Here is a 21,885-nt window from a genome sequence, read left to right on the forward strand (position 1 = left end):
GGAACCACCACAGGGGGAGCACGTCATGTCGAGAACCACCAACCGGTTGGCCGCCGTCGCCCTCGGCGCGCTGGTGAGCGTCGCCGGCTCCACAGCGGCCGCCCAGGCCGATACGGGCACGATCACGGACCCGAAGCCGAACATCACCAAGGTGAAGGTCAGCCACGGCAGCACGAGCATCAAGGTCACCACCACCACCGGCGCGATCCGGCCCGGCACCTACCTGACCGTCTACCTCGACACCGACCCGGACGACCCGGGCCCGGAGTACCGACACGACCTCGTGCCGGCGAGCGAGCTGTCCCCGCTGATGCGGATCGAGAAGTTCGGTCAGCAGGGCGTGGCCGTGCCGTGCGCCGACCTCCGCGGCCGCGGAGACGTGTACGGGCCCACCACCGTGTCGGTCACCGTTCCCCGCAGCTGCGTCGGGAACCCGGACGAGGTCCGGGTGTCCGTCCGCGGCTACTTCGACCTCAAGGGTCCTGACGTCATCGACTGGGCGCCGGGGAAGAAGACGTTCGGCGGCTGGGTCGCCCGCTGACCGGTTGACCGAGGGACACCTGTGACCGGACCCGGGCCAGCCGGTGCCGGGTCCGGCTGGACCAGCCGCGCGCCGGCAACGCTCCCGGCAGACCCAGCCGGGTCAGCCGGCGCCGCTTGAAGAACAGCGCCAGCAGGTCCGGCTCGGACTCCAGCTCCCCGAGGTACGCCGCCGTCCGTGCCGCCGACCCGGGGTGCAGGTCGGGCTGCATGCAGTAGGCCACGGCCTCCACCAGCCGCTGCAGGTCCCGGCTGCCCGGATCCGGTCCGGCGAGGGCCGGCGGGCGGAAGTCGTCGCGGTGGAAGAGCGCCTCGGCGAGCACCAGCGGCACCCGGTTGCTGTTCTCGTACGGGGCCAGCCGGGAGAGCAACCGCGAGGTGCCGACAGCGACCGCCTCGAGACCCAGCAGGTAGGCGGCGGTGGAGAGACCGGTGGAGAAGCAGCTGATCACCCAGGTCGGTCGCCGCCGGTGCATGGTCAGCTCGGCGGCCTCGGGTCGCGGGTCGATCACGAGCTCGACCCCCTCCTGCCGCGCCGCGTCGGCCAGGGCGTGGGCCTGGGCCGGCGGGGCGGCGGGGTGAGGCTTGAAGACGCACACCTCGGCGCCCCGGTTCGCCGCCTCCCGCACCAGGGACCGGCTCAGCTCGGTCTCCTCGGCCCCGGTCACCAGCCCCAGGCTGCTCAGGTACTGGCCCAGCACCAGCGCTGTCGGCCGGCCCTCGGCGACGTCCGTCGCCCGGTCGGACGCCGCCCCCGAGGGCGCGTCCCGCCGCACCTCGTCGAGCACCGCCCCCAGCGCCGGCAGGCCGACCGTGCGGTGGACGACCCCGTGCTCGGCGAGCATCTGCGGGGTCAGTCCGGGCACGAGGTCGAGGTGCACGAGCCCGGTCAGTCGCTGGGAGATCGACAGGGGCAGCGTCCGCCGCGTCGGTGAGTACGTCATCAGACCGTCGGAGTGGGTCCACAGCTCCGCGTCGGCGAACACCCCGGCCAGCGACAGGCCCGGGTTCACCTGCACGAAGTCGAGCACCAGCTGCAGCGGTCCGCGACCGAGCCGCCAGTGGCTGCGCAGCAGCCGTTCCCAGACCAGGTGCTCCTCCCGGCGGGGCGCGAACTGCACGGGTCGCCGGGGGTAGAGCAGCTCGCTCAGGTCGACCACCCGGTCGAAACGGGACCGCACCACGTCGAAGCCGTCCTGCTCGGCCAACGGCACCGTCAGCTCCGGCGCCTGCGAGCCGTCGGCCAGCACCAGGATCCGCTCGGCGGCGTCCGGCAGCGCGCCCGCGTCGACCGCGGCGACCAGGGACAGGCACTGGAAGAACGTGGAGGCCAGCACCAGCTGCTTCATGCGACTCCCTGGCGCGCGCCCAGCCGGTCGAGCAGCCGCAGGCGTACGGCGGCGGCCCGCCCGAGCACCAGCGGGGCCAGCAGCGCCCGTCGTTCCGGCTTGGCCGCCGCGTACGCCCCCGTGAGCACGTCGGGCGGGATCGAGCCGAGGACCTGCCGGGCCCGGTCGCCCAGCAGGACCCGGTCGGCGGGAGTCATCTGCTCCTGACGGCTGACGTGGCGGGCCAGCACGGCCAGGAACATCCGCGCGGCCTTGGGCCACCAGCGCGCGGCCTCGGGATCGTGCCGGACCAGGTCGAAGACGCGCTCGAAGGAGGGCAGGAAGTCCAGCTGCCGCCGGTCCAGGACCTGGGTCAGCGACGTGGTGACCCCGCGGCGGTAGAGGATGCCGGGCGGGCCGGCGACGGCGTACGAGGACGCCTGCAGGTGCAGGCGCCAGCACCAGGCGCGGTCCTCGGCGGTGAACAGCCCGTCGGGGAAGCGCAGCAGGTCGGCGATGCGCAGGTCGAACAGCCCGGCCCAGGCGTAGCAGTAGTCGACCATCGTCGACGTGGTGGTGGGCAGGATCGACGAGCGGGGATCGAGCACGCGGTCGCGGCGGGCCTCGGGCGCCCGCACCACCGAGCGACGCCCGGCGGTGGTCTGGACGTGGTCGGTGCGGACGAAGTCGACGTCCAGCCGGGACATCACCTCGACCATCCCGGCCAGATGGCCCCGGGCCAGCCAGTCGTCACCGTCGAGATAGGCGAGGTAGCGGCCCGTCGCCCGGTCGAGGCCGAGGTTGCGGGCGGTGGCCAGGCCGACGGGGACGTCGTTGCGCAGCACCTCCAGCCGGGGCAGCCGGTCCGCGTACGAGCGGGCGATCACGCCGGTGGCGTCGGTCGACCCGTCGTCGACCACGATCACCTCGAGCGCCTCGGGGTCGCCGAGCTGGCCGACGAGGCTGCTCAGGCAGTCACCGAGGTGGGGTTCCTGGTCCTTGGCCGGCACGACGACCGACACCAGCGGCCTCACGGGCCGATCCGGGTCAGCGCCCGCTGCACCTTGCGGTAGGCGCGCTCCGGCAGCGACCGGCGGTCGACGGCCCGGTTGATCCGGGCCAGCCGGGCGTCCTGGGCGTGCACCCGGTCGGCCAGCCGTCGGTTCTGGGTCTGCAGCGTCCTCAGCTCCGCGGTGATCCCGGTCAGCTCCGGCCGCAGCGAGTCGACCGGATCGGGAGGCAGCGGCACCGTCGAGCCGGTCATCCTCGGGTTGGTCACCGCGCCCTGGGTGTCGCGCCGCAGGTGGACCGCCAACGGGTGGTCGCTGTCCTTGAACCGGGGCACCGTCGCCTCGATGCCCTTGCCCGACACGCAGTAGACGCTCCAGTGCTCCCGCCAGCCGCCGAGGTGGTCGACCGGCACCGAGTCGTCGCCCGAGGGCCAGAAACCCGGCTGGTCGACGCGGCGCTGACTCAGGTCGTAGCCCTTCTCCAGGCAGGCGAGGTCGGAGAAGAGGAACTCCAGGCACTCCGGGGAGTAGCGCCAGTAGTCGATCGGGCACGGGTGGTTCCGCCAGGAGAACAGCGTGTGGGTGATGGCGACACCACCGGGGCGCAGGATGCGGGCGATCTCCGCGGCCGCCAGCCAGGGCCGGTCGATGTGCTCGAACACGTCGGAGGAGAACACCACGTCGAACGAGGCGTCCGGGATGACGTCGGCACAGCCGGTGATGTCGGCGATGATCGTGTTCGGGATGTCGGACGCGACGAGGTTCAGGTCGTGGTAGCGGAAGCGGGGCTCGGGGAACAGGCCGACCGCGCAGCCGGACAGCGTGTGGCCGCCGATCTCCAGCACGTCGCCGCTGAGGTCGAGCTCGTCGATGTAGTGCCGGGTGAGGGCACGGGTGGTGGTGCGCACGGCCCGACCCTAGGCATCCCGAGGAGGCGTCCGGTGATCATGAAGCGGATGTCCGGTGAACGCCCGATGTCTCGTCGGCGAACCGATCCCCACGGGTGGGCCAGCACGTCGTCTGCTGTTCGTCCGCCGTTCAGACGGCACCTCCCGTCCGGCAAGATGATCTTCCTAGCGTCTCGATCATGAGCACGCACCCCACCCTCACCACCCCCGCCCGCACGATCGGTGACAAGATCATCGGGGCGGGGCAGCCGGTCTACATCACCGGCGAGATCGGCATCAACCACAACGGTGAGCTGAGCAACGCGTTCGCCTTGATCGACCAGGCCGCCGCCGCCGGCTGCGACGCGGTCAAGTTCCAGAAGCGGACCCCCGAGATCTGCACACCGCGCGACCAGTGGGAGATCGAGCGGGACACCCCGTGGGGACGGATGACCTACATCGACTACCGGCACCGGGTCGAGTTCGGCGTCGAGGAGTACTCCGCCATCGACGAGTACGCCCGGCAGCGGGGGATCGCCTGGTTCGCCTCCCCGTGGGACGTGGAGTCGGTCGACTTCCTCGAGCAGTTCGACGTGCCCGCACACAAGGTGGCCTCCGCGTCGCTGACCGACGACGAGCTGCTCCGGCGGCTGCGGGCCACCGGCCGGACGATCATCCTGTCCACCGGCATGTCCACCCCGCGGCAGATCCGGCACGCCGTCGAGGTGCTGGGCAGCGACAACATCGTCCTGTGCCACGCCACCAGCACCTACCCGGCCAAGCCGTCGGAGCTCAACCTGCGGATGATCCACACCCTGCAGGCCGAGTTCCCGAACGTGCCGATCGGCTACTCCGGTCACGAGACCGGTCTGCAGACCACCCTCGCGGCCGTGGCGCTGGGCGCCACCTTCGTCGAGCGGCACATCACCCTCGACCGGGCCATGTGGGGCTCGGACCAGGCCGCCTCGGTCGAGCCGCCCGGCCTGCAGCGTCTGGTCCGCGACATCCGCACCATCAGCGAGTCCCTGGGTGACGGCGTCAAGAGGATCTACGACGGTGAGCTGGCCGCGATGAAGAAGCTGCGCCGGGTGCAGGACCCCCAGCTCGTCGGTGCCACCTGAGGTGAGGACCGTCGCCCTGGTCGAGAGCCCGGCCCAGCTGCTCAACGTGATCGAGTGGGCGCACCATGCGGCCACCCGGCCGGACGTGCTGATCCTCGCACCCAAGAACGAGACCAGCCGGTGGCAGCTGCGCTGCATGGCCCGGTTGGCCCGGGAAGCGGGTCTGTCGGTCGGCTGGCACGAGCCGCGTCTCGGTGGGGCCGCGATCGCCCGTACGGTCAGGGGTCTGGCCGGGGACCTGGCCGGCACCGACCGGCTCGTCCTCGGTGACCCGTTCTCCGGGGTCATGCAGGTCGTGGCCGGAGTCACCCGGACCAGCGAGCTGGTCATCGTCGACGACGGCACCGCGACGCTCGAGTTCGCCCGGCAGTGGGCCAGCGGGGAGCACCTGCGCCGTTGGCACCAGGTCGCGACCGAGGAGCACCGCCGCCAGATCTCCACCTTCGCCCGGGACCAGATCGCGGACTCGCTGCGTCGTCGCCTGCAGCCCGGGTCCGGGTGCCGGTTGACGGTCTTCAGCTGTCTGCCGGTCGAGGTCGCCCACGCCCGGGTGCTGCGCAACACCTACGCCTGGGTCCGGGCCCAGCACCCTCGACCACGGGTCAAGTCGGCCGCCGACCTGATCGGCACGTCGCTGGTGGAGACCGGGGTGGTCAGCGAGGACGAGTACGTCGCCGCGGTCGCCGCCCTGGCGGCGCAGCACGGTGTCGACCGCTACTTCGCGCACCGCAAGGAGGCGCGGGACAAGCTCGCCCGGATCGCCCGACTCGGCCTCCGGATCGCGATGCCCGAGCTGCCCCTCGAGGTGGCCATCCGCGAGGGCGCCGTCGGGCGGGTGGTCGTCAGCTTCCCGTCCACGGTGGTGCACACCCTCCCCGTCGTGCTGTCCGACACCAGCTCCGAGCTGCTGGTGTGCGAGATCGACCCGAGCTGGTACGCCCCCGGCACCGATCCGAACTCGCACCGGTTCCTGGGCGCGGTGACCGACTCGGCCCGCGAGCAGCACGGTCTGGCCAGTACCGCCTGCTGACACCGGCCGGCCCCGGCGGGCCCGAGAAATCGGCTTCGCGGGCTCGCGACGATAGGGTCGGCGGCGTGAACGCAGGGTGGGGTGACCGGTTGCAGCTGCTGCCGGCGGTCGATGTGTCCGGAGGTCAGGCCGTCCAGCTGGTGCAGGGGGTGGCGGGGTCGGAGAAGGTGTTCGGCGATCCCCGGGCCGCGGCTCAGCGCTGGCAGGACGCGGGCGCCGAGTGGATCCACCTGGTCGACCTCGACGCCGCGTTCGGCCGCGGGGACAACGCCGAGATCATCGCCGAGGTCACCTCGCAGATGCGGCTGCAGGTGGAGCTGTCCGGCGGGATCCGCGACGACGACACGCTGGAGCGGGCGCTGTCCACCGGGTGCACCAGGGTCAACATCGGCACCGCCGCGCTGGAGCGCCCCGAGTGGTGCGCCGAGGTCATCGCCACCTACGGCGACAAGATCGCCATCGGGCTGGACGTGCGGGGTCAGCGGTTGGCGGCGCGGGGCTGGACCCGCGAGGGCGGCGACCTGTTCGAGACGCTGGACCGGCTCGACGCGGCCGGCTGCGCCCGCTACGTGGTCACCGACGTGGCTTCCGACGGCATGCTGTCCGGTCCCAACACCACCTTGCTGCGGGACGTCTGCGCGCGTACGGAGGCCCCGGTCGTCGCCAGTGGTGGGATATCGTCCCTCACCGACATCGCCGATCTCGCGGCGCTGGTCGGCGTCGGCGTCGAGGGCGCCATCATCGGCACCGCCCTGTACGTCGGCAACTTCACCCTGACCGAGGCGCTCGAGCTCACCCGGGTCTCGAGCAGGGAGGACACCCCCTCATGAGCACGGTCACCCCGGCCGACACGTTCCGTCGCAGCGTGGACGCCGACCGCTCCGACCGGCCGTTGCTGGACGGCCGGCTGCGTGACCTGCTGGCCGGCAAGAAGATCCTGATGACCGGGGTCACCGGCTTCATCGGCGAGCAGCTGCTCTGGAAGATCCTCACCGAGCTGCCCGAGACCACCCCGGCCGTGCTGGTCCGCCGCAAGCGCTCCGCCGACGCCCGGGCCCGGATGATCACGGTGGTCAAGAAGGAGATCTTCCGCGGGGTCCGCGAGGCCGCCGGGGGACCCGAGGCGCTGCTGGACAGCCGGATCGACGTGATCGAGGGCGACCTGCCCAACGTGCCGGTGCTGCCGAGCGACATCGACGTCGTCGTGCACTGCGCCGGCGACGTGTCCTTCGACCCGCCCATCGACCAGGCCTTCACCACCAACGTGGTCGGCACCCAGGCGCTGATGGACCGGATGATCGAGGCCTGCTCCGACGACGACGGCAACCTGCTCAAGGTGCCGCACTACGTGCACATCTCGACCGCGTACACGGCCGGTCGCCGCCGGGGCGCGATCCCCGAGGCCGCGCACGTGCACACCATCGACCACCGGGCCGAGACCCGCGCCGGCCTGGCCATGCGGGACCTGATCGAGGCGGAGTCGCGGACGTCGGAGCGGCTGACCGCGCTGCGCAAGGAGGCCGAGCGGGAGCACCGCCAGGCCGGCTACCTGACGACCGCGGCCGACACCGAGCGGCGCCGGTTGGAGTGGGTGCAGTCCGAGCTGGTCACGGCGGGGACCGAGCGGGCCCGGTCACTGGGCTGGACCGACGTCTACACCTTCACCAAGGCCCTGGGCGAGCGGGTGGTCGCCGAGGTGGGCGCCGGCGTCGAGGTGTCCGTGGTGCGACCGGCCATCGTGGAGTCGTCCTGGCTGCACCCGTACCCGGGGTGGATCGAGGGCTTCAAGATGGCCGAGCCGCTGATCCTGGCGTACGGCCGCGGCGAGCTGCCGGAGTTCCCGGCGTCCCCGGACTCGGTGATCGACATCGTGCCCTGCGACCACGTGGTGAACGCGATCCTGGCCGTCTGCGCCACCCACCCGACGATCGGCCGGCCGGAGTTCTACCACGTCAGCTCCGGGGCCCGGAACCCCTTGACCTTCCAGGGGATCTACGGCCAGATCCGGGAGTACTTCTCCGAGCACCCGCTGGAGGGCGGACCGCGCGGGGCGGCCCGGCTGCCGCAGTGGCAGTTCCCCGGGGCGGGCTCGGTGGAGCGGCTGCTGGCCACCTCGGAGCGGGCGCACACGATCGCGAACCGGCTGCTGGACGCCGCCCCGCGGTCCGCGCGGACCCGCAAGTTCGCCAACGACCTGGACCGCACCCGCGGTCGGCTCAGCTTCCTGCGCCGCTACCTCTCGCTCTACAACGAGTACGCGCAGTCCGAGCTGCACTTCGTCGACGACCACACGCTCGCGCTGACGGAGTCGCTGCATCCCGACGACCAGCCGGTCTTCGCGTTCGACACAGCGGTCTACGACTGGAAGACCTACATCCAGGACGTGCATTGTCCCTCGATCACCTCGTCCATCCGGCGGATGGACGCGCTGCGCCGCCGACGTGGCAAGCGGCCGACCACGATGCGGGACCTGGGGCGCGACACCGCGGGCTCGACGGCGATGGCCGTCTTCGACCTGGACGGCACGATCATGTCGACCAACGTCATCGAGCAGTACCTGTGGTCACGGCTGCCGGGGCTCTCGGCCCCCCGCCAGGTCGCCGAGCTCGGTCAGGTGCTGCAGAAGCTGCCGTCCTACCTCTGGGCGGAGCGTCGCGACCGGAGCGCGTTCCTGCGCGCGGTCTACCGCCGCTACGCCGGTGCCGACCTGGCGGCGCTCGAGCAGTTCGTCGACACCGAGCTGGCGCCGACGATCCTGAGCCGGCTGTCGCCGGACGCCGGTCGCCGGATCCGGGAGCACCGGGCCGCCGGGCACCGGACCGTGCTGGTCACCGGGGTGGTGCGGCCGCTGACCCGGCCGCTGGAGCCCCTGTTCGACGTGATCGTGGCGGCCGACCTGGCCACCGACGCGGGCGGTCGCTGCACCGGGTTCCTCACCGGCCCGCCGTTGGTGGGCGAGTCCCGGGCCGCCTGGCTCCACCACTACGCCGCGCTGAACGGCATCGACCTCGCCAGGAGCTTCGCCTACGCGGACTCGCACTCCGACCTGCCGATGCTGGCGGCCGTGGGTCACGCCGTCGCCGTCAGCCCCGACATCGCCCTGATGCGGGCGGCCAACGCCAACCAGTGGACGAGCGTGGAGTGGAAGATCGCCCCGATGACCCCCCGCTGGGCGTTGCCCCGATGATCCCCCGCACCTCACCGACAGGAGCTCGCTAGATGGTCCGCCCCGGATTCGTCCTCGACGTCGACGACCGGACCCCACCCGTCCTGGTGGCTTCCGGTGACACCTTCCGCCTGGAACGGCTCCCGGTCGGGGCCCGGGTGGTCTACCCGGCCGACTCGCTGCCGGCCGTGCACGCCGACGAGGCCATCGCCGCGGCGTTGGACCACCCCACCGACTCCGAGCCGCTGGCCGCCCGGCTGCGGCCCGGCATGCGGTTGACCATCACCTTCGACGACAACACGGTGCCGGTGCCCGGGATGACGGCCCCCGACCTGCGGGCCGCGGTGATCGAGGCCGTGCTCGGCCGGGCCGCGGACGCGGGGGTGGACGACGTGGCGCTGATCGCGGCCATCGGTCTCAACCGTCGGCAGACCCCGGCCGAGCTGCGGACCCTGGTCGGGGAGCGGGTGTTCCGTTCCTTCCACGCCGACGGCCTGCTCACCGACCACGACGCCGAGGACGCCGAGGAGCTCACCGAGCTCGGCACCGTCGGTGAGCTGACGGTCGCCGTGAACCGGCGGGTGGCCGCGTCCGACCTGGTCGTGCACGTCCACCTGGTCACCTCTCCGACCGGTGGCGGAGCCGCGGCGGTGCTCACCGGGTTGGGCGCGGCGGCCACGCTGGCCGGGCTCGGAGCGGAGGACGCCGATCCCGCGACCGCTGGCGAGGCGGCGCAGCTGGTCGCGTCGTCGGTGCCGCTGTTCAGCGTGGAGGTCGTGCTGGACGCCAACGTGTTCCCCGAGCCGTTCGGCTTCCTGGCCAAGCGGGAGTGGGAGTGGAGCGTCAAGGACCAGGCGCGCTGGTTCGGTCTCCGCCGCGCCACCGAGGCGGTCACCTCGGCCACCCTGCGGCGTCGTGTCCTCGGTCGGCTGAACGCGCCCTGGCACCCGGTCGGCATCGTCGGTGGCGACCCCACCGCGACCGCCGCCGCGGGTGCCGAGCTGGTCACCGCGCAGCAGCGGGTGGAGGTCAGCGGCCAGGCCGACGTCGGCATCGTCGGGGTGCCGGGCCGGACGCCGTACAGCGTGGACTGCCCGACCAACCCGGTGCTCGCCGCCTGGGCCGGACTGGTCCGGGCGCTGGGTGCCCACACCGGCACCCCGCTGGTGCGCGAAGGCGGAGCCCTGATCGTGTTCCACCCGTTGGGCGGTGACTTCTCGCCGCTGTTCCACCCGTCGTACGTGGACTTCTTCGCCGAGGTGCTCGGCGCCACCACCGATCCCGTCCGGATCAGCGCCGACTTCGAGAAGAAGTTCGCCACCGACCCGTGGTACGCCCACCTGTACCGCACCAGTCACGCCTTCCACGGACTGCACCCGGTGCACCGCTGGTACGAGATCGCCCACGCCACCGCGCACCTCGGCGACGTCGTCTGGGTCGGCGCGGACCGCGCCAACGCCGAGCGGCTGGGGTTCCGGGCCGCGTCGACCCTGGCCGACGCGCTGGAGATCGTCTCCTCCTCGGTCGGCCGGTCGCCGTCGATCACCTACCTGCACACGCCGCCGCAGATCCTGCTGGACGTGTCGTGAGGGGGTCCGACGGTGAGTAGGGAGCTCGCGCCCTGGACGGTCGATCCCGGTCGGCGCCGGCCGGCGGGTCGGCTGGCCGACACGGTGGCGGACCTGCGGACGCTGGCCACGGGCTGGCGCTGGGACCTCGCCGTCGACGTGGTCAAGGCCGCCGCCCGCACCGCAGTGGGCACGGTCAAGGGTGACCAGGACGCGCCGCCGCTGCCGACCGCCTGGGCGCGGACGCCCCTGGTGGTGGCCGTCCGCGACCTCGGTCAGGCGGGCGTGCTGCGACCGGTGATCAGGGCCGAGGTGGCCCTCGAGGACCACGGCACGGAGCGGCTCCCCGGGGGGTCGGGCCCGACCCTGCTGGTGGCCAACCACGCCTCGCACCTGGACGTGGGAGCGGTGCTGGCCACCCTGCCCCCGTCCTGGCGGGAGCGCACAGCGGTGGCCCTGACCTCCGACACGTTCTTCCACACCTGGTGGAAGGCCGGCGCGGCCGCCTTGGGCTTCAACACGTTCCAGCTGCCGGAGACCGCCCCGAGCGCCGACGGGGCCCTCCGGTTCGACGTCGAGCCGTTGGCCAAGGTGCTCGCCACCGGCTGGAACGTGCTGGTCTTCCCCGAGGGCGGACGGACCCGCGACGGCGTGGTCCAGTCGTTCCACGCCGACGTCGCCGCGGTCGCGGCGCGCCTGGCCGTGCCGGTCGTGCCGGTGGGTCTCCGCGGGACGTTCACGGCGATGCCGCAGGGCACCAGCTGGCCCCGTCGGGGGCGCCCCCGGGTGGCCGTCCGCTACGGCGCAGCCCTCGAAGCGCAACCGGCCGAGTCGGCCGAGGTCTTCACGGCCCGGATCCACCGGGCGGTGGCCGACCTGATCGACGAGGACGCCAGCACCTGGTGGCAGGTCCGGCGCGGCTCGGGACCCGAGGTCGGTGACGCCCAGGGGGCGCGCTGGCGTCGCATCTGGCAGCAGAGTGAGGAGCCGACGGCCGGCGGTCGCCCGCACCGCAGGCGGATCTGGCGATCCTGACGGGCACCACCGTGCTGTACGCCGACCGCATCGCCGGCGCGGTGGACTAGGCTTCCTGACCATGTCGGGACATTCCAAGTGGGCGACCACCAAGCACCAGAAGGCCGTGGTCGACGCCCGGCGGGCCAAGTCGTTCGCCAAGCTGATCAAGAACATCGAGGTAGCCGCACGGATCGGCGGGGGCGACGTCGCCGGTAACCCCACGCTCTACGACGCCATCCAGAAGGCCAAGAAGACCTCCGTCCCCAAGGACAACATCGACCGCGCCGTCAAGCGGGGCTCGGGGGCCGAGGCCGGCGGGGCGGACTACGAGACGCTCATGTACGAGGCGTACGGTCCGGCCGGCATCGCCCTGCTGATCGAGTGCCTGACCGACAACCGGAACCGCTCCGCCTCCGACGTGCGGGTCGCCGTCACCCGCAACGGGGGCACCATGGCCGACGTCGGCTCCACCTCGCGGATGTTCAACCGCAAGGGCGTCGTGGTCGTGCCCAAGGCGCAGGAGGGCGGCCAGGCGGTCAGCGAGGACGACCTGCTGGAGGCGACGCTGGACGCCGACCCCGAAGAGGTCAACGACCTCGGCGAGAGCTTCGAGATCATCAGCGACCCCAGCGACACCGTCCGGGTCCGCGAAGCCGTTCAGGCCGCGGGTCTGGACTACGACTCGGCCGAGGTCTCCTTCGTGCCGGAGTACACGCAGGAGGTCGACGCCCCGACCGCGGAGAAGCTGTTCAAGATCGTCGAGGCGCTCGAGGACTCCGACGACGTGCAGAACGTCTACAGCAACGTCGACGTCTCCGACGAGGTGCTGGCCAGCATCGGCTGACCCCGTACCGGTGTGTCGGTGAGCACGTGGGCCGACCGGATCGCGTACCGTGCGAACGTCTGTTCGCTTCGCTTCTGGCCCCGGCGGCCGAGGGGGCGGGTTCTGCGGAGGAGGTCGGTGGATGCGCGTGTTGGGAATCGACCCGGGGCTGACCCGGTGCGGTCTGGGCGTGGTCGACGGCGTCCCCGGACGCCCGCCCACCCTGGTCGCCGTCGGTGTCGCGCGCACCCCGCCCGATCTGGACACCGCCCGGCGGCTGGTCCGGCTCGAGGCCGAGATCGAGATCTGGATCAGCACCCACCGTCCCGACGCGGTGGCCGTCGAGCGGGTTTTCGCCCAGCACAACGTGCAGACCGTGATGGGGACCGCGCAGGCCGCCGGGGTGGCGATGCTGGTGGCCGCCCGTCACGGTTACCCGGTGGCGCTGCACACCCCGAGCGAGGTCAAGGCGGCCATCACCGGTTCGGGTCGGGCCGGCAAGGACCAGGTGGGCAGCATGGTGACCCGGATCCTGCGGCTGGACGCGCCGCCCAAGCCCGCCGACGCCGCGGACGCGCTGGCCCTGGCCATCTGCCACGTGTGGCGGGGCGGCGCCCAGAACCGGCTGCAGGACGCCATCGACCGACAGCGGCAGGTCGACCGGACCACGCAGGGAGTCAGAGCCCGATGATCGCGCAGCTCACCGGCACGGTGATCCAGCTCGGCCCCACCTCGGCGGTGATCGAGGTCGGCGGCTTCGGGGTGCTGGCTCTGTGCAGTCCCAACACCACGGCCGGGCTCCGGCTGGGCGAGACCGCCACGCTGTCCACCTCGCTGGTGGTGCGGGAGGACTCCCTGACCCTGTACGCCTTCGCGACCGTCGACGAGCGGGAGTTGTTCGAGCTGCTGCAGACGGCGACCGGGGTCGGACCGAAGCTGGCCCAGGCGGCTCTCGCCGTGCTCCCGCCCGACGAGCTGCGCTCCGCGATCGCCACCGAGAACCTGGTCCAGCTGTGCAAGGTGCCCGGGGTCGGCCGCAAGGGCGCCCAGCGGCTGGTGCTCGAGCTCAAGGACAAGATCAACGCGGTCCGGCTGGTCGGCGATCTCGGGACGGCCACCCCGGCAGGACCGTCGACGACCAGCGGGGCCGGTTGGCGCGACCAGGTCAGCCAGGGTCTGCAGGGGCTCGGCTGGTCGATCCGGGACGCCGAGGCGGCCTGCGACGAGGTGGAGCCGCTGGCCGGCGAACCCGGCGTCGGCGTGCCCCAGCTGATGCGGGCCGCTCTGCAGTCGTTGGCGCGTCGATGAGGGAGGCCCGACCGTGAACGACCCGGTCAGCCTGACCGCCGAGGAGCTCGAGGCGCTGGTCCGACCCGACGCCCAGGCCGACGAGCGGGCCGCCGAGTCGGCTCTCCGTCCTCACGATCTGGCGGCCTTCCGCGGGCAGCCCCGGGTCAGCGAGCAGCTCGGTCTGCTGCTCACCGCGGCCCGCCAGCGCGGCTCGGTGCCCGACCACGTGCTGCTGTCGGGTCCCCCCGGACTGGGCAAGACAACCCTGGCCATGATCATCGCGGCCGAGATGTCGGCGCCGCTGCGGATCTCCAGCGGTCCGGCCATCCAGCATGCCGGGGACCTCGCCGCGATCCTCTCCGGGTTGAGCGAGGGCGAGGTGTTCTTCCTCGACGAGATCCACCGCATGTCACGACCGGCCGAGGAGATGCTCTACCTGGCCATGGAGGACTTCCGGGTCGACGTGGTCGTCGGCAAGGGCCCGGGGGCGACGGCGATCCCGCTGGAGATCCCGCGCTTCACCCTGGTCGGGGCCACCACCAGGGCCGGACTGCTCCCCGGTCCGCTGCGCGACCGGTTCGGTTTCACCGCCCAGCTGGAGTTCTACGACGCCGCCGACCTGGAGCACATCGTGCGTCGCTCGGCGGGGGTGCTGGGAGCGGATCTGAGTGACGACGGAGCCGCCGAGATCGCCCGGCGGTCCCGCGGCACACCCCGGATCGCCAACCGCCTGCTGCGGCGGGTCCGCGACTTCGCCCAGGTGCGGGCCGACGGTCGGATCACCCTCGATCTGGCCCATCGCGCTCTCGACCTGTTCGAGGTGGACGCGATCGGGCTGGACCGGCTGGACCGGGCCGTGCTCACCGCCCTCTGCCGACGGTTCGGCGGGGGACCGGTGGGCCTGTCCACCCTGGCCATCTCCGTGGGTGAGGAGACCGAGACGGTCGAGGAGGTGGCCGAGCCGTTCCTGGTCCGCGAGGGCTTCATGATGCGGACCCCCCGTGGTCGGGTGGCCACCCGGGCCGCCTGGTCCCACCTGGGTCTGACCCCACCCACCGCCACCACGGCGATCGACGCGCCCGGCATCTTCTAGTCCCGGTCAGGGCCCGGAGGCGAGCCCGAGCAGCAGCTTGACGGCGATGCCGGTCATCACCACCGCGACGGCGATGTCGAAGACCCGCCAGGCGCCCGGCCTGGCGAACACCGGCGCCAGCAGCCTGGCCCCGTAGCCCAGTCCGGCGAACCAGGCGAGACTGGCGATCGCCGCACCGAGCCCGAACAGCCACGGGGTGGCGTAGGTGGCCGAGATCGAGCCGAGCAGCACCACCGTGTCCAGGTAGACGTGCGGGTTCAGCCAGGTGAGGGCCAGCGCGGCCAGGACGACCGAACCCACCCGGGTCCGCTCGCCGCCGGCCGGGGAGACGGTCAGCGCGGCCGGTCGGAGGGCGCGGCGGACCGCCTGCACCGCGTACGTGAGCAGCACGGCGGCCCCCAGCACGGTGACGACGGTGAGCGCGGTGGTGTGGCGGGCGATCACCGCCCCCGCCCCGGCCGCACCCACGGTGATCAGCACCACGTCGCTGACGGCACAGACGGCCACCACCACCCCGACGTGCTCGCGCCGGATCCCCTGCCGCAGGACGTACGCGTTCTGGGCGCCGATGGCGACGATGAGTCCGAGACCGAAGCCGAGTCCGGCCAGGAGGGTGAGCATGCCTCGACCGTAGGAGTGCCCCCTGATGAAGTCCAACGAATGTTTCTTCGCCTCCATCAGCAGTGCTTAAGATGGTGCGGGTGGACTGGGACCTGAGCCAGCTCCGTGCCCTCGCGGCGGCCGTCGACCACGGCAGCCTGGACGGTGCGGCGGCGGCGCTGCACGTGACGCCGTCGGCGGTCAGCCAGCGGCTCAAGGCCCTCGAGCGATCGGTCGGCGCGGTGCTGCTGCAGCGCACCCGACCGGTCCGAGCGACGCGGCCGGGGGAGGAGGTGCTGCGACTGGCCCGGCAGCTGGACGCCCTCACCCGCGACGCGGAGCACGCCCTGGGGTCCGGCGACGCGAGGCAGGTGGTGCGGCTGGCCGTGAACGCGGACTCCCTCGCCACCTGGGTGCTGCCGGCGCTCGCCCCGCTGGCCGGCGAGCTGTCGCTGGAGCTGCTGCGCGAGGACGAGGACCGGACCGCCGACCTGCTCAGGGACGGGTCGGCGATGGCGGCCATCACCAGCGAGCGGGTCCCGGTGCAGGGTTGCACCGTCGAGCGGCTCGGCGCGATGCGCTACCAGCCGATGGCGGCACCCGCGTTCGCGAGCCGGTGGTTCCCCGCCGGTGTCACCCACGACGCGCTGTCCGTGGCCCCGCTGGTGGTGTTCGACGACGCCGACCGGCTGCAGCACCGGGTGCTGCAGCGGCACGGCGTCACCTCCGAGCCGCCGGTGCACCTGGTGCCGGCGTCCACCCAGTACGTGGAGGCGGTCCGGCTCGGGTTCGGCTGGGGCATGGTGCCGGACCTGCAGCGAGGGGACTGGACCACCCGGGACGCGGTCGTGCTGTCGAGCGCCGACGCGGAGGACGTGTCCCTCTACTGGCAGCAGTGGACGCTCCGGACGCCGAGTCTCGACCGGGTCGCCGAGGCGATCAGGGCCGCTTCGGCTCAGACCCTCCGCGCCGCGTGACAGAGATCCTGGCTCCGATTGGGTAGAGTACGGCGGTCGGCCTGAGCGTCGACCCCGCTGGCGCGCCGTGCCGCGGGCGCCCAGAGCCCCGAATCGTTGGAGACATGGGAAACTCACCCCTCAGCACGATCCTCTTGATCGCCTTGATGGTGGTCGCCTTCTACTTCCTTCTGCTGCGCCCGCAGAAGAAGAGGCAGCAGGCCCAGCAGAAGACCATGAACGAGATCGTGCCCGGCACCCGGGTGCTGCTCGGTAGCGGCATCTTCGGCACCGTGGTCTCCACCGGTGAGAAGCAGGCAGTGCTCGAGACCTCGCCCGGCGTCGAGGTCACCGTCCTCAAGCAGGCCATCGCCCGGGTGATCCGGCCCGGCGACGAGTTCAGCGAGCCGGTCGCGACCGACGAGGTCGAGGACCTGGACGCGACCAGCCCGCTGGAGCCCACCTCCGACTACGACACCCCCACGACCTTCGAGCGGCCCGCCGACTACGATCCGCTCGCCGCACGTGACCATCCCGCCGCGTACGACCCCGCCGCCGACCCGGCCTTCGGGAACGAGCCCAAGAACAAGGACTGACGCCTGGTGGCGAATCGAGGTGGCCATCCCGGCCGCACCCTGATCATCTTCGGCGTCATCGTGGCCGCGCTGTTCGGCCTGATGGCGATCTCCAACAACTGGACGCCCAAGCTCGGCCTGGACCTCCAGGGTGGCACCACGATCACCCTGACGGCCCAGAACACGAACGGGACCGGCCAGATCGACCCGAACAGCCTGCAGCTGGCCAGGACGATCATCCAGTCGCGCGTCGACAGCCTCGGCGTCGGCGAGACCGAGGTCACGACCTCGGGCGACCGCCAGATCATCGTCGCGGTGCCCAACGTCCAGCAGGACGAGCTGGTCCGCCTGGTCGGCCAGACCGCGGTGCTGCGCTTCCGCGCGGTCTACGGAGCCGAGGCCGTGACCCCACCGGTCACCCCCTCGACCGAACCGAGCGGCGGAGCATCGACGCCCACGACCGAGCCGTCCGCCGGGGCGCCCAGCGCCAGCCCGTCGGGTGACCGTCGGCCGGCGCCGCAGCTGCCGACGGCGCCCCCGGCGCCGACCACGCCGCGACCGACCGCCCCGGGTCAGGGCACCGCGCCGGACAAGGCGATCGAGTGGCAGCCCAGCGAGGCCGACCAGTCCGCCTTCGCGTCGTTCACCTGCGACCAGGCGGACGCCTTCCCCGACGTGTCCGACCAGCCCCTGGTGGCCTGCAACCGGGAGCAGACCGAGAAGTACCTGCTCGGTCCGACCCTGATCGAGGGCACCGACCTGGCCACGGCCTCGGCCGGCGTCCCGCAGAACCAGGTCCAGTGGGTGGTGAACCTGGAGTTCAACAGCGCAGGGGGCGCGGCGTTCGAGAGCGCCACCGGCACGCTGGCCACCCGGCAGCCGCCGGAGAACCAGTTCGCGATCGTGCTGGACTCCGAGGTCATCTCGGCCCCGTCGGTCAGCTCGGCCATCCCGGGCGGCCGCGCCGAGATCTCCGGCAATTTCAACCAGCAGTCCGCGACCGAGCTGTCGAACATCCTGAAGTACGGCGCCCTGCCGCTGGCCTTCGAGGTGTCGGAGGTCTCCAACGTCTCCGCGACGCTGGGTGGCGAGCAGCTGCGGGCCGGCATCATCGCCGGCATCATCGGTCTGATCCTGGTGGTCGGCTTCTGCTTCCTGTACTACCGGGGCCTCGGCATCGTGGTGGTCTCCTCGCTGGTCGTCGCCGGCGCGATCACGTACGCGGCGGTGGTGCTGCTCGGCGACTCGGTCGGTTTCGCCCTCAACCTGCCCGGTATCGCGGGCGCCATCGTGGCCATCGGCGTGACGGCGGACAGCTTCGTCATCTACTTCGAGCGGATCCGCGACGAGGTACGGGACGGCCGCAGTCTGAAGACGGCCATCGAGACCGGCTGGATCCGGGCCCGGCAGACCGTGCTGATCGCCGACGCGGTGTCGATGCTGTCGGCCATCATCTTGTTCATCCTGGCCATCGGGTCGGTCAAGGGCTTCGCCTTCACCCTCGGGTTGACCACGGTGATCGACGTGGCCGTGGTGTTCTTCTTCACCAAGCCGCTGATGACGATCCTGGGGCGGACGAGGTTCTTCGGTCAGGGCCACAAGTGGTCCGGGCTGGAGGCCGACCACCTCGGGGTCGCGGCCCTGCCCGGCAGCCGCGCCCGCCGCCCGCAGGCGGCATCGTCCACCGCACGGACCGCCGGCGCCCGCCCGGCCACCGAGAGCAAGGGGATCTAGATGTCCAGACTCCGCGATCTCGGCCACCGGCTCTACACCGGCGAGGTCTCCTACGACTTCGTCGGTCGCCGCCGCCGGTGGTACGTCATCTCCGCCGTCCTGATCGCGGTCTCGCTGCTGTCCATGGGCGTGCGCGGCTTCCAGTGGGGCATCGAGTTCGAGGGTGGGGCCGACTTCCAGGTCCAGACCGCCGTCACCGCCACCACCGTGACCGACATGCAGCGGGCGGTCGAGGACGCCGGCGTGCCCGAGCTCGGTGAGGCCACCGTCACCACGGTCGGCAACAACCAGGTCCGGGTGCAGACCCGCACCCTCGACCCGGTCGAGGAGGTGCCCAAGGTGCGGTCGGCCATCGCCACCGAGGCCGGGGTGCCGAGCGACCAAGTGGCGTACAGCCTGATCGGTGCCTCGTGGGGCGGTCAGATCACCGACCGGGCGCTGATCGCGCTCGGCGTGTTCCTGCTGCTGGTCACCCTGGTGATCTGGGCCTACTTCCGGAACTGGAAGATGTCGATCGCGGCCCTGGTCGCGCTGCTGCACGACCTCGTGCTGACCGTCGGCATCTACGCCCTGGTCGGCTTCACGGTGACCCCGGCCACGGTGATCGGCGTGCTCACCATCCTGGGCTACTCGCTCTACGACACCGTCGTCGTCTTCGACAAGGTGCGGGAGAACGTCCGCGACCTCACGTCCTCGGCCCGCCAGACCTACTCCGAGGCGGCCAACCTGGCCGTCAACCAGGTGCTGGTCCGCTCCATCAACACCACGATCATCGGGGTCCTGCCGGTGGCGGCGCTGCTGTTCGCCGGCGCGTTCATCCTCGGCGAGGGTCCGCTCAAGGACCTCGCGCTGGCGCTGTTCGTCGGCATGATCTCCGGGGCCTACTCCTCGATCTTCATCGCCACCCCGCTGCTGGCCCAGCTCAAGGAGCGGGAGCCGGAGATGCAGAAGCTCACCAAGCGGGTGCTGGCCCGGCGGGTCAAGTCCGACGCCAGGGTCGGGGCGACGGTCGGACCGGTCGACGCGCCGGCGTACCGGCCGCCGGTGGACTCCGCCGACGACGACGCCGAGGAGCCCGTCGAGCCCGTCGAACCCTCGAGCCCGAGCAGCCCGGCCCGACCCCGGATCACGGTCTCGACCACGCAACCGACGATCGTGAGTCGCCCGACGGCCGGCAAGCCGACCAGCGAGGGCGCGTCCGGGCGTCCGCAACCGCAGAACAGACCCCGCAGCCAGCGGAAGAAATAGGGGTCCGGCGTGCACAGTCATGAGCTCGCGGCGCTGATCCGACAGGTTCCGGACTACCCGCAGCCGGGGGTGGTCTTCCGCGACATCACCCCGTTGCTCGCCTCCCCGGCTGGTTTCGCTTCGGCGGTCGACGCCCTGGTCGAGCTGAGCCCCCGCGAGGTCGACGTGGTGGTCGGCATCGAGGCGCGCGGCTTCCTGTTCGGCGCGCCCGTCGCGCTGGCGCTGGGCGCGGGGTTCGTGCCCATCCGCAAGCCCGCCAAGCTGCCCCGCGAGGTCGTCTCGGTCACCTACGAGCTCGAGTACGGCACCGAGACCCTGGCCCTGCACACCGACGCGTTCGCGTCCGGTGCGCGGGTGCTGATCGTCGACGACGTGCTGGCCACCGGCGGCACCGTGGTGGCCGCCGCCGAGCTCGTCGCCCGCCTCGGCGGGGAGCTGGTCGGGGTCACCCTGCTGAGCGAGCTCGCCTACCTCGGCGGCCGGGGTCGGCTGGTGGACGCCGGGATCTCCCCGGTCACCTCGCTCCTCACCTTCGACGCCGCATGAGCATGCTGCGCGGCGGCGGTCCGCGCGCCCGCAGCCGGCAGTCCTGGTCCCACCAGACCCTGGTCAGCCTGCCGGCGCGGTCGTCGACCCCGGCTCGCGAGCTGTCCCGGCGTGGCCTGATGGCGCTGGCCCTGCTGGCGGCCATCGTGGCCCTGGTCTACTTCGACCGCGACGCCTACACCGACAACTACGACGGCTCGGTCACGCTGATCGACGCCATCTACTACGCGACCGTCACCATCACCACCACCGGGTACGGCGACATCACCCCGATCACCCCGACCGCTCGGATCCTGAACGCGGTCCTGGTGACCCCGATGCGGATCCTCTTCCTGGTGCTGTTGGTCGGCACCACGCTCGAGGTGCTGGCCAACGAAGGCCGCAGGATCATGCGGGACAACCGCTGGAGGAAGCAGATGCGCAACCACGTCGTGGTCGTCGGTTACGGCACCAAGGGCCGCAGTGCCGTCGAGACGATGCAGAACAACGGGTCGAACCCGGCCCAGATCGTCGTCATCGACCCCAAGCCGTCCGCCATCGTCGACGCGAACCTGCGGGGGTATGCGGCGATCGAGGGGGACGCGACCCGGCGGGACGTGCTGCGGCGCGCGGAGATCATCAAGGCCCGTGAGGTGATCATCACCCTCGACCGGGACGACTCGGCCATCCTGGTCACCCTGACCGTGCGCCAGCTCAACCCCAGCGCCCACGTGGTGGTGGCCGTCCGGGAGGACGACAACGCCTCGTTGCTGCGGCAGTCCGGCGCCAACGCCGTGGTGACCTCGTCGGAGGCCGTCGGCCGCCTGCTGGGGCTGTCCGCGGTCAGTCCGAACCTCGGCACGGTGATCGAGGACCTGCTGTCCAACAAGGACGGCCTCGAGGTCGGCGAGCGGCAGGTGCGCACCGATGAGGTCGGCCGGGCCCCCGACGACGTCAAGGGCGAAGCCGTGATCGCTGTCGTCCGCAACAAGACCCTGCGCCGGTTCTACGACCCGACAGTGGCCAAGCTGGAGACCGGCGACCAGGTCGTCGTCGTGCGGCACGCCGAGGCCGAGCTCGCCGAGCCGGACCAGCCGCCGCCCCAGTCACGCCGTCGACCGAGCCGCCGCGACGACTGGTGAGCGGTTCGGGAGCAGGCCCTAGACTGGCGACCTCGGCAGAAGGGGTGGCCCTGGGTGACGACTGATCCCGACACGGTGGCACGTCCGTCGTCCGAGACGACGGGTGACGACACCGCGCGCCCGCAGTCGGTCGCCGATGGCCTGAGCCCGGGTTCACCGGCCGGCGCCGCACCGCCGCCCACCCCGGTCGTGCGCGAAGCGGAGGGACCCGGCGTCCTCCCCGTGCGGTTGA

The 21,885-nt window shown here is 72.0% G+C and carries 21 protein-coding genes; 17 read left to right on the forward strand and 4 right to left on the reverse strand.

Annotated features, from left to right (window positions below; genetic code table 11):
- The first annotated feature begins 25 nt into the window (after positions 1-25).
- Positions 26-541 carry a hypothetical protein gene (locus ABD714_RS19685; protein ID WP_344814151.1) on the forward strand — a complete coding sequence of 172 codons (516 nt, stop codon included), beginning with the start codon at positions 26-28 and terminating at the stop codon, positions 539-541.
- Here the strand turns inward: ABD714_RS19685 and ABD714_RS19690 are convergent.
- Genes ABD714_RS19690 through ABD714_RS19700 form a run of 3 tightly spaced genes read right to left on the reverse strand, consistent with a single transcriptional unit; the run spans position 489 to position 3,786 of the window.
- Positions 489-1,889 carry a polysialyltransferase family glycosyltransferase gene (locus tag ABD714_RS19690; RefSeq protein WP_344814152.1) on the reverse strand — a complete coding sequence of 467 codons (1,401 nt, stop codon included), beginning with the start codon at positions 1,887-1,889 and terminating at the stop codon, positions 489-491. The genes ABD714_RS19685 and ABD714_RS19690 overlap by 53 nt on opposite strands.
- Entirely contained in the window at positions 1,886-2,902 is a 1,017-nt protein-coding gene (locus tag ABD714_RS19695) for a glycosyltransferase family 2 protein (RefSeq protein ID WP_344814153.1), read from the reverse strand. Before ABD714_RS19695 ends, ABD714_RS19690 begins: the two co-directional genes overlap by 4 nt.
- Positions 2,899-3,786, reverse strand: coding sequence for a methyltransferase domain-containing protein (locus ABD714_RS19700; protein WP_344814154.1), 888 nt, complete (start codon positions 3,784-3,786; stop codon positions 2,899-2,901). Before ABD714_RS19700 ends, ABD714_RS19695 begins: the two co-directional genes overlap by 4 nt.
- A gap of 179 nt (positions 3,787-3,965) precedes the next feature.
- Here ABD714_RS19700 and ABD714_RS19705 point away from each other — a divergent pair, with 179 nt between their 5' ends.
- The 10 genes from ABD714_RS19705 to ruvB all read left to right on the forward strand — a co-directional run bounded on the left by ABD714_RS19705 (position 3,966) and on the right by ruvB (position 14,873).
- Positions 3,966-4,886 (forward strand): N-acetylneuraminate synthase family protein, encoded by a 921-nt coding sequence (locus ABD714_RS19705; RefSeq protein WP_344814155.1) that lies wholly within the window; start codon positions 3,966-3,968, stop codon positions 4,884-4,886.
- Between the two features lies 1 nt (position 4,887).
- Entirely contained in the window at positions 4,888-5,916 is a 1,029-nt protein-coding gene (locus tag ABD714_RS19710) for a hypothetical protein (protein WP_344814156.1), read from the forward strand.
- A 65-nt stretch (positions 5,917-5,981) separates the two neighbouring features.
- Positions 5,982-6,746: a bifunctional 1-(5-phosphoribosyl)-5-((5-phosphoribosylamino)methylideneamino)imidazole-4-carboxamide isomerase/phosphoribosylanthranilate isomerase PriA gene (gene priA, locus ABD714_RS19715; RefSeq protein ID WP_344814157.1), complete on the forward strand. Its 765-nt coding sequence runs from the start codon at positions 5,982-5,984 to the stop codon at positions 6,744-6,746.
- Positions 6,743-9,103 carry an HAD-IB family hydrolase gene (locus ABD714_RS19720; protein WP_344814158.1) on the forward strand — a complete coding sequence of 787 codons (2,361 nt, stop codon included), beginning with the start codon at positions 6,743-6,745 and terminating at the stop codon, positions 9,101-9,103. The genes priA and ABD714_RS19720 overlap by 4 nt, the downstream gene beginning before the upstream one ends.
- 32 nt (positions 9,104-9,135) lie before the next feature.
- Positions 9,136-10,671 carry a lactate racemase domain-containing protein gene (locus ABD714_RS19725; protein WP_344814159.1) on the forward strand — a complete coding sequence of 512 codons (1,536 nt, stop codon included), beginning with the start codon at positions 9,136-9,138 and terminating at the stop codon, positions 10,669-10,671.
- 12 nt (positions 10,672-10,683) lie between these two features.
- On the forward strand, positions 10,684-11,685 hold the full coding sequence (locus ABD714_RS19730; protein ID WP_344814160.1) for a lysophospholipid acyltransferase family protein: 1,002 nt from the start codon (positions 10,684-10,686) through the stop codon (positions 11,683-11,685).
- 61 nt (positions 11,686-11,746) lie between these two features.
- Positions 11,747-12,511 (forward strand): YebC/PmpR family DNA-binding transcriptional regulator, encoded by a 765-nt coding sequence (locus ABD714_RS19735; RefSeq protein ID WP_344814161.1) that lies wholly within the window; start codon positions 11,747-11,749, stop codon positions 12,509-12,511.
- A 130-nt stretch (positions 12,512-12,641) separates the two neighbouring features.
- Complete coding sequence (gene ruvC, locus ABD714_RS19740) at positions 12,642-13,181, forward strand: crossover junction endodeoxyribonuclease RuvC (protein ID WP_344814314.1); 540 nt, start codon at positions 12,642-12,644, stop codon at positions 13,179-13,181.
- Complete coding sequence (ruvA, locus tag ABD714_RS19745) at positions 13,178-13,798, forward strand: Holliday junction branch migration protein RuvA (protein WP_344814162.1); 621 nt, start codon at positions 13,178-13,180, stop codon at positions 13,796-13,798. The genes ruvC and ruvA overlap by 4 nt, the downstream gene beginning before the upstream one ends.
- Positions 13,799-13,853: 55 nt before the next feature.
- Entirely contained in the window at positions 13,854-14,873 is a 1,020-nt protein-coding gene (gene ruvB, locus ABD714_RS19750; protein ID WP_425562425.1) for a Holliday junction branch migration DNA helicase RuvB, read from the forward strand.
- Between the two features lie 6 nt (positions 14,874-14,879).
- Here ruvB and ABD714_RS19755 read toward each other — a convergent pair whose 3' ends face one another.
- A complete protein-coding gene (locus ABD714_RS19755; protein ID WP_344814163.1) occupies positions 14,880-15,494 on the reverse strand; it encodes a LysE/ArgO family amino acid transporter in 615 nt (204 codons plus the stop codon).
- Between the two features lie 80 nt (positions 15,495-15,574).
- Between ABD714_RS19755 and ABD714_RS19760 the strand changes: the two genes are divergently transcribed.
- The 6 genes from ABD714_RS19760 (at position 15,575) to ABD714_RS19785 (ending at position 21,653) form a co-directional block, all read left to right on the forward strand.
- The gene (locus tag ABD714_RS19760; protein WP_344814164.1) at positions 15,575-16,450 is read left to right on the forward strand and encodes a LysR family transcriptional regulator ArgP; all 876 of its coding nucleotides are present in this window, start codon (positions 15,575-15,577) and stop codon (positions 16,448-16,450) included.
- A gap of 104 nt (positions 16,451-16,554) precedes the next feature.
- Entirely contained in the window at positions 16,555-17,025 is a 471-nt protein-coding gene (gene yajC / locus ABD714_RS19765) for a preprotein translocase subunit YajC (protein WP_344814165.1), read from the forward strand.
- A gap of 6 nt (positions 17,026-17,031) precedes the next feature.
- Positions 17,032-18,738, forward strand: a complete 1,707-nt coding sequence (gene secD / locus ABD714_RS19770) for a protein translocase subunit SecD (RefSeq protein WP_425562422.1) — start codon at positions 17,032-17,034, stop codon at positions 18,736-18,738.
- A complete protein-coding gene (gene secF / locus ABD714_RS19775; protein WP_344814166.1) occupies positions 18,739-19,986 on the forward strand; it encodes a protein translocase subunit SecF in 1,248 nt (415 codons plus the stop codon).
- A 9-nt stretch (positions 19,987-19,995) separates the two neighbouring features.
- The gene (locus tag ABD714_RS19780; protein ID WP_344814167.1) at positions 19,996-20,532 is read left to right on the forward strand and encodes an adenine phosphoribosyltransferase; all 537 of its coding nucleotides are present in this window, start codon (positions 19,996-19,998) and stop codon (positions 20,530-20,532) included.
- Entirely contained in the window at positions 20,529-21,653 is a 1,125-nt protein-coding gene (locus tag ABD714_RS19785) for a potassium channel family protein (protein ID WP_425562423.1), read from the forward strand. Before ABD714_RS19780 ends, ABD714_RS19785 begins: the two co-directional genes overlap by 4 nt.
- Positions 21,654-21,885: the final 232 nt, after the last annotated feature.

Origin of the sequence: Microlunatus aurantiacus, from assembly GCF_039536605.1 — a bacterium.
GTDB classification, from domain to species: Bacteria; Actinomycetota; Actinomycetes; order Propionibacteriales; family Propionibacteriaceae; genus Microlunatus; species Microlunatus aurantiacus.

Bases quoted from the DNA above. Each gene is read 5' to 3' on its own strand.
- ABD714_RS19685 (WP_344814151.1), top strand. From the start codon at position 26: ATGTCGAGAACCACCAACCGGTTGGCCGCCGTCGCCCTCGGCGCGCTG.
- ABD714_RS19690 (WP_344814152.1), bottom strand. From the start codon at position 1,889: ATGAAGCAGCTGGTGCTGGCCTCCACGTTCTTCCAGTGCCTGTCCCTG.
- ABD714_RS19705 (WP_344814155.1), top strand. From the start codon at position 3,966: ATGAGCACGCACCCCACCCTCACCACCCCCGCCCGCACGATCGGTGAC.
- ABD714_RS19720 (WP_344814158.1), top strand. From the start codon at position 6,743: ATGAGCACGGTCACCCCGGCCGACACGTTCCGTCGCAGCGTGGACGCC.
- ABD714_RS19725 (WP_344814159.1), top strand. From the start codon at position 9,136: ATGGTCCGCCCCGGATTCGTCCTCGACGTCGACGACCGGACCCCACCC.
- ABD714_RS19735 (WP_344814161.1), top strand. From the start codon at position 11,747: ATGTCGGGACATTCCAAGTGGGCGACCACCAAGCACCAGAAGGCCGTG.
- ruvA (WP_344814162.1), top strand. From the start codon at position 13,178: ATGATCGCGCAGCTCACCGGCACGGTGATCCAGCTCGGCCCCACCTCG.
- ABD714_RS19755 (WP_344814163.1), bottom strand. From the start codon at position 15,494: ATGCTCACCCTCCTGGCCGGACTCGGCTTCGGTCTCGGACTCATCGTC.
- yajC (WP_344814165.1), top strand. From the start codon at position 16,555: ATGGGAAACTCACCCCTCAGCACGATCCTCTTGATCGCCTTGATGGTG.
- secF (WP_344814166.1), top strand. From the start codon at position 18,739: ATGTCCAGACTCCGCGATCTCGGCCACCGGCTCTACACCGGCGAGGTC.
- ABD714_RS19785 (WP_425562423.1), top strand. From the start codon at position 20,529: ATGAGCATGCTGCGCGGCGGCGGTCCGCGCGCCCGCAGCCGGCAGTCC.